Source organism: Allobosea sp. FBZP-16, from assembly GCF_002831785.1.
GTDB classification, from domain to species: Bacteria; Pseudomonadota; Alphaproteobacteria; order Rhizobiales; family Beijerinckiaceae; genus Allobosea; species Allobosea lupini.
This window is the reverse complement of the sequence record NZ_LNCQ01000025.1, coordinates 17,381-28,192: the sequence shown is the minus strand read 5'-3', so window position 1 is coordinate 28,192 and position 10,812 is coordinate 17,381. Positions and strand designations below refer to the sequence as shown.

General features: G+C 65.8%; 12 protein-coding genes. 5 read left to right on the top strand and 7 right to left on the bottom strand.

The genetic code is table 11. The annotated features are described in order from the left end of the window. Together CXY91_RS13690 and CXY91_RS13685 are read right to left on the bottom strand one after the other, a co-directional pair. Positions 1-927, bottom strand: a 927-nt coding sequence (locus CXY91_RS13690) for an MltA domain-containing protein (protein ID WP_100961980.1), incomplete at its 3' end; no start/stop codon positions are given. Continuing rightward, positions 924-1,649, bottom strand: coding sequence for a Tim44/TimA family putative adaptor protein (locus CXY91_RS13685; protein WP_100961979.1), 726 nt, complete (start codon positions 1,647-1,649; stop codon positions 924-926). The genes CXY91_RS13690 and CXY91_RS13685, both read right to left, overlap by 4 nt. A gap of 241 nt (positions 1,650-1,890) precedes the next feature. Between CXY91_RS13685 and secB the strand changes: the two genes are divergently transcribed. Together secB and CXY91_RS13675 are read left to right on the top strand one after the other, a co-directional pair. Next, on the top strand, positions 1,891-2,391 hold the full coding sequence (gene secB / locus CXY91_RS13680) for a protein-export chaperone SecB (protein WP_465246859.1): 501 nt from the start codon (positions 1,891-1,893) through the stop codon (positions 2,389-2,391). Positions 2,392-2,543: 152 nt separating this feature from the next. After that, positions 2,544-3,287, top strand: coding sequence for a TerC family protein (locus CXY91_RS13675; RefSeq protein WP_091835913.1), 744 nt, complete (start codon positions 2,544-2,546; stop codon positions 3,285-3,287). A 47-nt stretch (positions 3,288-3,334) separates the two neighbouring features. Here the strand turns inward: CXY91_RS13675 and dnaQ are convergent, their stop codons facing one another. The 5 genes from dnaQ to CXY91_RS13650 are packed head-to-tail and all read right to left on the bottom strand — an operon-like array spanning position 3,335 to position 6,982. Next, positions 3,335-4,042 (bottom strand): DNA polymerase III subunit epsilon, encoded by a 708-nt coding sequence (gene dnaQ, locus CXY91_RS13670; RefSeq protein ID WP_100961977.1) that lies wholly within the window; start codon positions 4,040-4,042, stop codon positions 3,335-3,337. 1 nt (position 4,043) lies between these two features. Further along, a complete protein-coding gene (gene coaE / locus CXY91_RS13665; protein WP_100961976.1) occupies positions 4,044-4,655 on the bottom strand; it encodes a dephospho-CoA kinase in 612 nt (203 codons plus the stop codon). 22 nt (positions 4,656-4,677) lie between these two features. Next, on the bottom strand, positions 4,678-5,511 hold the full coding sequence (locus tag CXY91_RS13660; RefSeq protein WP_100961975.1) for a shikimate dehydrogenase: 834 nt from the start codon (positions 5,509-5,511) through the stop codon (positions 4,678-4,680). 20 nt (positions 5,512-5,531) lie between these two features. Next, entirely contained in the window at positions 5,532-6,155 is a 624-nt protein-coding gene (locus tag CXY91_RS13655; RefSeq protein ID WP_100961974.1) for a Maf family protein, read from the bottom strand. Next, positions 6,152-6,982: a pyruvate, water dikinase regulatory protein gene (locus CXY91_RS13650; protein WP_100961973.1), complete on the bottom strand. Its 831-nt coding sequence runs from the start codon at positions 6,980-6,982 to the stop codon at positions 6,152-6,154. Before CXY91_RS13650 ends, CXY91_RS13655 begins: the two co-directional genes overlap by 4 nt. A gap of 461 nt (positions 6,983-7,443) precedes the next feature. Here CXY91_RS13650 and hemE point away from each other — a divergent pair, with 461 nt between their 5' ends. From hemE to rho, 3 genes are all read left to right on the top strand, one after another. Next, positions 7,444-8,469, top strand: a complete 1,026-nt coding sequence (gene hemE, locus CXY91_RS13645; protein WP_100961972.1) for a uroporphyrinogen decarboxylase — start codon at positions 7,444-7,446, stop codon at positions 8,467-8,469. Between the two features lie 19 nt (positions 8,470-8,488). Next, the gene (gene hemJ / locus CXY91_RS13640) at positions 8,489-8,914 is read left to right on the top strand and encodes a protoporphyrinogen oxidase HemJ (protein ID WP_091835934.1); all 426 of its coding nucleotides are present in this window, start codon (positions 8,489-8,491) and stop codon (positions 8,912-8,914) included. Positions 8,915-9,131: 217 nt separating this feature from the next. Further along, on the top strand, positions 9,132-10,397 hold the full coding sequence (gene rho / locus CXY91_RS13635; protein WP_091835939.1) for a transcription termination factor Rho: 1,266 nt from the start codon (positions 9,132-9,134) through the stop codon (positions 10,395-10,397). Positions 10,398-10,812: the final 415 nt, after the last annotated feature.

The following is a 10,812-nucleotide window of genomic DNA, read 5'->3' as shown; positions in this document are numbered from 1 at the left end:
GCGGCGCGGGGGGGTCGGCGGCGGGCCGGCCCCGCCGATCGGGCCGGACTCAGGGAGGAGATCGTCGTTGCGGGCATAGAAGACGAAGGAGCGGTTGAGCCGGATGAGGTCGCGGGCAAAGCCGGCATCGGCCTTCAGCCGGGCGATGAGCTTGTCCATCGTCATCTGCTCGGGCGGGATGTTCTCGCGCCGGCTGAGCTCGCGCCCGAGCGAGGTGTAGGGGTGGCCGTTCCGCCCGGCATAGACCAGGCGTGTCACCTTGCCGTCCGGCAGGCGGATCCGGCCCGAGCCTTGGACCTGCAGCACGAAGCGATCGACGGGATCGCGCATGAAGAGGATCTCGAGCCCCTGGCCGGCGAGCGCGCCTTCCTCGATCGCAGCGCGGTCCGGGAAGGGCTCCAGGCCACTTGCCGTCCGGCGCGCCGAAGTCAGGGCCGGGTCGAGGCCGGGCCAATCATCGCCCGGCATCTTGGTGACGAGATCGGCCGGGCGGCCATAGAGCGGCGTCGGGAAGGCGTCGGAACGTGTCAGCGAGCCCTCGAATTCCGGCTCGAAATAGCCGGTCATGAAGCCGTGTTCGGCACCGGCCGGCCGGATGCGCCAGAAGGCGAAATTATCGGCGAAGAAGTTGCGGGCGGAGTCCGCACTCACGGGGCCGGCGGCCAGCAGGGCCGCCGCCTTGGCGCACAGCGCTGGAAGGGCTGGCGGCGGGGGAGCGCCCTGCCGCAGCGGGGGATCGGTCTCGCAACCCTGCGCGAACAGCCGCAGCACAGCAAGCTGATCGTCGGCGCTCCAGCCGGCAAGCGAAGCGGGCGCCACGGGTTCGGCCCGGGCGCCCTGCGGCAGAGATGGGGGAGAGGCGCTTGCGCCGGTCATCGACGGGCCTGCGACCAGAAGCCCCAGAACGAGACCGACGACACGGATCACGCGGCCGATTCGGTGGCGACCAGCAGCCAGTTCGGATCGCGGCTGCCGAGCTGGCGCGCAAAGGTCCAGACGTCGTTGACCTCGGAGACCGCCTCGGCGCTGCCGTCGACGACGTTGCCCTGCGCATCGCGGACCGCGCTGATCAATTGCGAGACGAAGGCGATGGTGACCTGGGCGGCCTTGCCCTTGACGTCGACGCCAACGATCTGCGCCTTGTCGATCGAGACGAAGTTGGACTCGGCCTTCTCGCCGCGCTTCTCGCGCTCGGCGATCGCCTGCTCGAAGCCGTCATAAACTTCCTTGGCGAGCAGGCCCTTCAAGGTCTTGCGGTCGCCGCGGGCGAAGGCGGTGACGATGGTCTCATAGGCCGATTTCGCGCCGATGAGGAAGCCCGGCGCGTCGAAGCGCGGTTCCTGGCGGAGGATGGCGTCGAGGCCGACAGCGATGGGCGAGCCCGGCTCGGCAATGTCCTTCCAGCGCTCGGCATCGGCCACGGGGGCAGCCGCTGCGTCGTTGGCGGCGCCCGGCAAGCGGACGACATTGTCGCGTCTGTCGCCATTGCCGGGCTGATCCGGGCGTAGCGGCGGCGTCTCGCGCCGTGCGAACGGATCGGCCGGCGGCTTCTCGTGCCCGGTCTTCTGGCCCAGAACCGAGCGCAGTTTCCAGGCGACGAAAACGGCCAGGGCCAGGAAGACCAGGGTCGTCATATCGAAATTCTGCATCGCCGGCTGATCCGAACCTCGAAAACTCGTTCCCACACAGGCATACGTCGTCGCCCGTCATGGAACGGATATGGTGAGGGAGGCTCGTAACATCCACCCCCGGAGGCGACAAGGGCGCGAAAGCGTGGGTCGCTTGTGCCGGCCCCGCCGCCATGATAGCCGACGCGAGCCCGGCGCCGCCGCTTGCCGGGCAATTCCGGCCCTGGCACGGAATTTCCCGATGGTTTTATAGACAATGATGATGGGACCCATGGCCAACGAAAACGGCAACGGCGCCGCCGCCGACCAGCAGGGGCCCAGCCTCAACACGCTGGTCCAGTACATCAAGGATCTCTCCTTCGAGAACCCCAATGCTCCGCGCTCGCTGACCCAGCAGCAACAGCAGGGTGGGCCGCAGATCGGCCTGCAGGTCAACGTCCACGCCAACGCGCTCGGCGAGAACGACGTCGAGACGATCCTGACGCTCGAGGGCAAGGCGACCCTGAACGACGAAACCCTGTTCGCGTTCGAGCTCAGCTATGCCGGCGTCTTCCGCATCCTCGGCGTGCCGCAGGAGCAGCTGCATGCGGTCGTGATGATCGACTGCCCGCGCCTGCTCTTCCCGTTCGCCCGGGCGATCGTCGCCGAAGCCGTCCGCAATGGCGGCTTCCCGCCGCTCTATATCGACCCGATCGACTTTGCCCAGCTCTACCGCCAGCGCCTCGAAGAGTTGCAGGCGCAGCAAGGCACACCGAACGCCTGAATCGCGTCCGACATCACGAATTCGACAGGAAAGAGCCCTCAGGGGCTCTTTTTTGTTGGGTCGGCCGTTGAAAATCGCCCGGGCGTTTCCATGTCCCGCGGGCCAGAGGCGCGCCATCCCCGCGCGCCGGTCCCGCGAGGTACACGACTTCCATGGATTCCCTTATGACGCTCGCCGCCGATCCAGCAGTCTGGGTGGCGCTCGGCGCCCTGATCGCCATGGAGGTCGTCCTCGGTATCGACAACCTCATCTTCATCTCGATCCTGACCAACAAGCTGCCGGAGCATCAGCGCTCGCGCGGCCGGCGGATCGGCATCGGCCTGGCGCTGATCCTGCGCCTCGGCCTGCTCTCGACCGTCGCCTTCATCGTGCAGCTGACCGCGCCGGTGTTCTCGGTCTTCGGCAAGGCCTTTTCCTGGCGCGACATCATCCTGATCGCCGGCGGCCTGTTCCTGGTCTGGAAGGCGACCAAGGAGATCCATCACAAGGTCGATCCCGATCACGGGCCCGACATGTTCGACGGCAGTGCGGCCGCGGCCGTGACCTTTGGTGGCGTGATCTTCCAGATCCTGCTGCTCGACCTCGTCTTCTCGATCGACAGCATCATCACTGCCGTCGGCATGACCGAGCATATCCCGGTGATGGTGATCGCCGTCGTTGTCGCCGTCGCGGTGATGCTGCTCGCCGCCGACCCGCTGGCGCGCTTCATCGACAAGAACCCGACGATCGTGATGCTGGCGCTCGGCTTCCTCTTGATGATCGGCGGCACGTTGATCGGCGAGGGCTTCGGCGCCCATATCCCCAAGGGCTACATCTACGCTGCCATGGCCTTTTCGGCCCTGATCGAGGGCCTCAACATGATGTCGCGCCGGGCGAGCCGGAAACAGGGGCAGTAGCCAGAACGTCGTCAGGCTCGGGCTTGGCCCGAGCCTGACGCTCGGCCTCAGGCCTCCTCGGGCACGCCGAGATAATCGCGCCAGAGCGGCCCCTTGAGCTTCATCACGAAGGCCTCATGGGCCGCTCTTTCCTCAGGCGTCAGCCGCGGAGCGAGCGCCCGCTGGCGCACCGGGCGCTCCATCGCGACCGCAAGCCCAGCACCCGCCTTGCCGGCAACGGCACCGCCGAAACCGAGGCTGGTCTGCTTGCCGCCGATCAGCTCGATATAGACCTCGGCCAGGATCTCGGAATCGAGCAGCGCGCCGTGCTTGGTACGGCGGCTGTTGTCGATGCCGTAGCGCGAGCAGAGCGCGTCCAGGCTGTTGCTGGCGCCGGGATGCTTGCGGCGGGCCATGGCGAGCGTGTCGACGACGAGCGCCGGCGCGATCGCAGGCAGGCCGAGCCGGCCGAACTCCATGTTGATGAAGCCGACGTCGAAGGCGGCGTTGTGGATGACCAGCTTGGCATCCGCGATGAAGGCGGCGAACTCGCCGGCGATCGCAGCAAAGACCGGCTTGTCGGACAGGAAGGCCGCGGACAGCCCGTGCACCCGGAAGGCCCCATCGGGCATGTCGCGCTCGGGGTTGATGTAGACATGGTAGTTGCGGCCGGTCGGACAATGATTGAGCAGCTCGACACAGCCGATCTCGACGATGCGATCGCCTTTCAGCGGTTCGACGCCGGTCGTTTCCGTGTCGAGAACGATCTCGCGCATATCAGCCCGCCCTTTGCGTCCGGCCGAAGCGACCGGCGACGGCATTCAGGATAGAGCGGACCTGGTGCTCGGCGGCCACGAGTCCGCGCGAGGTGTCCACAAGGAAGTGGGCGCGGCGGCGCTTCTCCGCATCCGGCATCTGGCGGGCGAGGATCGCGGCGAGCTTCTCCTCGCTCATGCCGGGGCGGGAAAGGACGCGCTTGCGCTGAACCTCGGCCGGAGCGGTGACGACGACGACGGCGTCGCAACGCCCTTCCCCGCCGGTCTCCAGCAGCAGCGGCACGTCCAGCACGGCGACGCTGGCGCCGCTCCTGCGAGCCTTCTCCAGGAAGGCCTGCTCCTCGGCGCGGACCAGCGGATGGACGATCGCCTCGAGTTTCGCCAGCGCCTCGGGACGGCCGAGCACGGCGGCGGAAAGCCTGGCCCGATCGACGACACCCTTCGTTGTGGTCCCCGGGAAAGCCGCCTCGATCTGCGGCGCTGCCGCGCCGGCATAGAGATCGTGCACTGCTTGGTCGGCGTCGTGGACGGGGACGCCCGCGGCACGGAACATCGCCGAGGTCGTCGACTTGCCCATGCCGATCGAGCCGGTGAGGCCGAGCAGGAAGGTCATCGCAGCGCCTCCGCCATCGCGCTCACACGCGGGGAATGTCGACTTCGAGCTTTGCCCGCAGCTCCGGCGTCACCTGGGGACGGACGCCGAACCAGCGCTCGAAGCCCGGGACTGCCTGGTGCAGCAGCATGCCGAGGCCGTCGACCGGGATGCCCCCGCGACGCCGGGCTTCGGCAAGCAGCGGCGTTTCCAGCGGGACGTAGACGATGTCGTCGACGATCGTGCCGGCACGCAAGGCGGAGAGGTCGATCTCGAGCGGCGGCTGGCCATGCATGCCGAGCGAGGTGGTGTTGACGATCAGGTCGCTCTCGCCGACGAGCTCAGCGACATCCTGCCAAGGCCGGGCTTCGACCGTTCGCGGGAACGATGCTGCCAGCTCAACTGCACGCTCCGGGCTGCGATTGACCAGCAGGATGCGGCCGACGCTGCGTTCGACGAGACCATGGATGACGGCGCGCGCCGCGCCGCCGGCGCCGAGAATAAGCGCCGTGCCGGTCCGCCGGGCCCAATCGGGCACGCAGGCGTCGAGGTGGGCCAGGAAGCCATAGGCGTCAGTATTGTCGCCGCGGAGCGTGCTGCCTTCCATCCACAGCGTGTTGGCCGCGCCCATCGCCCGCGCTGTCTCGCTGGCCACGTCGAGCAGGGGCAGCACGACTTCTTTGTTCGGCACGGTGACATTGCCGCCGACGAACTCACCGGCCCGCAGCCTGGCGATGAAGCCCCGCACCTCGGCGGGTGGGACATCGACGCGCTCATAGCTGCCGGCAAGGCCATGCTCGGCGAGCCAGTGACCATGGATCAGCGGTGAGCGGGAATGCGCGACGGGATGTCCGATGATGAAGCAGCGTCTGGTCATGGCAGTCGTGGAGCTAAGGATCATGCGACGAGGTCAAGCTCGCGCAGCGTGGCGAGCAGGCGCAGCATCGGCAGGCCGAGGATGGTCGAATGATCGCCCTCGATCGTCTCGAACAGGTGGATTCCAAGACCTTCGACCTGATAGCCACCGACGCTGGTGGTCGCCGCCTCGCCAGCCAGTGCGACGTAATCCCTGATGAAGTCCGAGGTCAGCGGGCGCATGACGAGCACCGCGCTGCTGGTGCCGCGGCCGATGATCTCGCCATCGCGAGCCAGGGTGAAAGCCGAGGTGAGTTCGTGCTTGCGACCGGCGAGCATGGCGATCTGCCGCTCGGCCGCTACCGTGCCCTCGGGCTTGTGGAACGGACGGCCCTCGCAGACCAGCATCTGGTCGGCGGCAAGGATGATCCGGCCAGGATGCTGCGGCGAGACCGACTGGGCTTTGGCATCCGCCAGCGCGGCTGCCACGCCGGCGGGTAGACGGCCCATGGCAAGGCCATCGGCTTCGATCGTACGTTCGTCGACATCCGGCCTGATCACCTCGACCGGAAGCCCTGCCGCTTCGAGCAGTTGCCGCCGCGTCGCGCTGCCGGACGCGAGGATGAGCGGCGCATCGCCGCGCCAGAATGTCGCCTGCCCGGTCACGTCGCGATGAATTTCATGCGGTGGTCGCGCAGCAGGTCGAGGATGGCGGCTGCCGTCTCCTCGATCGAGCGGCGCGTGACATCGATCACGGGCCAGCCCCGGCGGGCGCAAAGCCGGCGCGATTGGGTGATCTCGTCCGCGACCGCATCGGGGTCGACATAGGGCGTCTCGTCATCGGCCTTCAGCGACAACAGGCGGTTCTGGCGGATCTGGATGATGCGCTCTGCGCTGGCGACGAGGCCGACGATCAGCGGTTTCTTCAGCCCGTCGAGCTCGGCCGGGAGCGGCACGTTCGGCACAAGCGGGATGTTGGCGGTCTTGATCCCGCGATTGGCGAGATAGATGCTGGTCGGCGTCTTCGAGGTCCGGCTGATGCCGACGAGGACGACATCGGCATTTTCGATATCGCCGCCGAGCTGGCCGTCATCATGCATCAGCGTATAATTCATCGCGTCGATGCGGCGGAAATACTCGGCATTGAGCATGTGCTGCGCGCCCGGCCGGGGTGCCGAAGCCTGGCCGAGATAGGACTGGAACAGCGACAGGACCGGCTGCAGCACCGACAGGCAGGGGCAGCCGATATCGCGGCAGAAGCTCTCCAGCCGCTCGGCCCATTCCGGCTCGACCAACGTATAGAGAACCACGCCGGGAGAGGTTTCAATCTCGGCCAGCACGCGCGACAGCTGGTTCTCCGATCGAACCAGCGGGTAGACATGCTCGATCGCGGAAACTGCTTCGTACTGTGCTGCAGCGGCGCGGCTGACCGCGATCAGGGTCTCGCCGGTCGCGTCGGAGACCAGATGCAGGTGAAAATAGTTGCGCGCCACGGTTTCCGTCGCCCCTGCCGGCCTCTTGTCCGGCTCAGCTCTAGAGCTGTTCCGCCGGCCTGGGAATCCCTTTTCGATGCTTCGGTCGCCGGCGGACCGCTGATTCACAAAGCTGGGACAAGTGGGGATAACCCGGCGCTTCCAGGAATCCGTCTCGACGGCTCGGGATAACCCGGCCAAAGCCTCAACAGGCATTGGCCTGTGGGCGGAATCCGGATGTTTCACGTGAATCATTTTTGAACGCGGCGCCAAGCCGCGCCCGGGAACGAAATCCAATTCGTTAAGAAAGTCTTAAGGGTCGGCCAGCCCAGAATCGGTCGGCCCACTGACTTGCGGGCGCCCTGTGGACCGGTTGTGGACAATCTTGGGGCGGGCTATGTGCCCCCATCCAAGAGTCTAAACAGAAGACTCTCTTAGAAAAGAATCTTTTAGGAAGATGGGCTCAAGGCCCGGTGCGCTTCATGACCCAAAGCCTTTACCTCCGCGCTCTCTCCGGCGAGACGCTGCCGAAGCCACCGCTCTGGCTGATGCGTCAGGCTGGCCGATATCTGCCGGAGTATCGCGAGCTTCGTGCCAAGGCCGGCGGCTTCCTCGATCTCTGCTATAATCCGGAATGGGCAGCAGAGGTCACGCTGCAGCCGATCCGGCGTTTCGGCTTCGATGCGGCGATCCTGTTTTCCGACATCCTGGTGATCCCCCACGCGCTCGGCCAGAAGCTCTGGTTCGCGCAAGGTGAAGGACCGAGGCTGGAGCCAGTGGCCGATGCGGTCCGTTTCGGCGAGATCCGCGACGAGATCGATCCCGACGTACTGGCGCCGGTCTACGAGACTGTTCGGCGCGTCAAGTCAGCGCTTCCCAAGGAAACTGCGCTGATCGGCTTCTGCGGCGCGCCCTGGACTGTCGCGACCTATATGGTCGCCGGTCGCGGCACACCCGATCAGGGCCCGGCCAAGGCCCTCTTCCAGCGCGACCCTGCCCTCTTTGCGCGGCTGATCGATCGGCTCGTTGTCAGTTCCTCAGCCTATCTCAATGCCCAGATCGATGCTGGGGTCGATGCCGTGCAGATTTTCGACAGCTGGGCGGGCTCGCTTGGCCCCGAGGATTTCAAGCGCTGGTGCATCGAGCCGACCAGGCGGATCGTCGATCTCGTTCGGGGGCGCCATCCCCAGGCGAAGATCATTGGCTTTCCGCGCGGAGCCGGAGCCGGCATTCCGGCTTACGTCCGGGATACCGGCATCGACGCGGTCGGGCTCGAGACCGAGATCGAACGCAGTTTCGTGCGCGAGGCGATTCAGCCACTCGTGCCGGTGCAGGGTCATCTCGATCCGCAGCTGTTGCGGGCGGGCGGACCCGAGCTTGATCGCGAGATCGAGGCGATTCGTGCGGCATTCGGCGGAGGTCCCTTCGTCTTCAATCTGGGGCATGGCATCCTGCCGGACACGCCGATCGCTCATGTCGAGCGGTTGGTCGAACTGGTTCGCGCCTGAAGCCTAGAGGACTACCGCCATGGCCTACGAATGGATCAAGGCTTTCCACGTGATGGCGGTGATCGCCTGGATGGCCGGGATGCTCTATCTGCCGCGGCTGATGGTCTATCACGCCGAGGCGCAGGTCGGCTCGATCCAGTCCGAGACCTTCAAGATCATGGAGCGCCGGCTGCTCAAGGGGATCATCAACCCCGCGATGATCGTCACCTGGGTGCTCGGGCTCTACCTCGCCTGGAGCGCCTTCGGCTTCAAGGGCGGCTGGCTGCACGGCAAAATCGCGCTGGTCCTTGTCCTCTCGGGCATCCATGGCTATCTCAGCGGCCGGGTCAGGGCCTTCGCCGAAGACCGCAACGACAAGCCGGCGCGTTTCTATCGCATCCTCAACGAGGTACCGGCGCTGCTGATGGCGGCTATCGTCATCCTGGTGGTCGTCAAGCCCTTCTGAGATCGCCGCGGTTTCCCGCTTGAGCGATTCGGGGAAAGCGGTTATCAAGCCTCTGCGCTTTTCGTACGCGTCCTTCCTTATCGTCGACGGCTCGTGCCGCGGCTGCTTTCTCGGCCGACACGACGTCCTGACAAGTGGGCCTTCAGGCCTTCGTCCCGTCGATCCCTCCACTGCCGTCCGGCCTGCCTGATCGCGGGCCTGTTACTCCGGGTACCCCATGCGGGAAATCAAACTCCACGAACTCAAGGCGAAGTCGCCGACCGAGCTGCTCACCTTCGCCGAAGGCATGGAGGTCGAGAACGCGAGCACCATGCGCAAGCAGGAGCTCATGTTCGCCATCCTGAAGCAGCTCGCCTCTCAGGAAACCGAAATCCTCGGCGAGGGCGTCGTCGAGGTGCTGCAGGATGGCTTTGGCTTCCTGCGCTCCTCCGATTCGAACTACCTGCCGGGTCCCGACGACATCTACGTCTCGCCCTCGCAGATCCGGAAATTTGGCCTGCGCACCGGCGACACCGTCGAAGGCCCGATCCGCGGCCCGAAGGATGGCGAGCGCTACTTCGCCCTGCTCAAGGTCAACACGATCAACTTCGAGGATCCCGAGAAGATCAAGCACAAGATCCACTTCGATAACCTGACGCCGCTCTATCCTGACGAGCGGCTCAGGCTCGAGGTGCAGGATCCGACGAAGAAGGACTTCTCGCCGCGCGTCATCGACATCGTCGCGCCGATCGGCAAGGGCCAGCGCGCCCTGATCGTGGCGCCGCCGCGCACCGGCAAGACCGTGCTGCTGCAGAACATCGCGCAGTCGATCACGACCAATCATCCCGAGTGCTATCTGATCGTGTTGCTGATCGACGAGCGGCCCGAGGAAGTCACGGACATGCAGCGCTCGGTCAAGGGCGAGGTGGTGTCCTCGACCTTCGACGAGCCGGCGACCCGCCACGTCCAGGTCGCTGAGATGGTGATCGAGAAGGCCAAGCGCCTGGTCGAGCATGGCCGCGATGTCGTCATCCTGCTCGATTCAATCACCCGCCTCGGCCGTGCCTACAACACGGTGGTGCCGTCTTCCGGCAAGGTGCTCACCGGCGGTGTCGATGCGAATGCCCTGCAGCGGCCGAAGCGCTTCTTCGGCGCGGCCCGCAATATCGAGGAAGGCGGCTCGCTGACCATCGTCGCGACCGCGCTGATCGATACCGGCAGCCGCATGGACGAAGTCATCTTCGAGGAGTTCAAGGGCACCGGTAACTCCGAGATCATCCTCGACCGCAAGGTGGCCGACAAGCGCATCTTCCCGGCGATCGACATCATCAAGTCGGGCACCCGCAAGGAAGAACTCATCACGCCGCGCTCGGATCTGCAGAAGACCTATGTGCTGCGCCGGATCCTCAACCCGATGGGTCCGCAGGACGCGATCGAGTTCCTCTTGGACAAGCTGCGCCAGACCAAGCAGAACTCCGAGTTCTTCGACTCGATGAACACCTGACGGCGACCACCTCCGTAGCGATATCGAAAGGCCCCGGCATCGCGCCGGGGCCTTTTTCGTTGTCGATAGCAACTGTGGCCACGTGGGCGCTCGCGGTCACCTAGCCAACCGATTCGGATCCGTGACGGGTTGTGGTCCCTCCGGATCGGGCAGCCGACCAGGATCGCCGTCAGATGCGGTCGTGCCAGGCGGTCCGCCTGAAGGATTCTTGAGTCGGACCAGCGGGCACGATTTCCATGCCTTTAGGGTCGCGGTCACGGGCGTTGAGGATCGAGCCATGAGCCATCGGGGCATGCGCTGCCGGAGCGAGTATGGCCACACGGAAATCGAATCCTTCTCACGATCTTCGGCGCCTCGCTGAGCCGACGGCACCGCAGGAGTCGATCCGAATTGTCTCCAGCAGTCCCGACTTGGC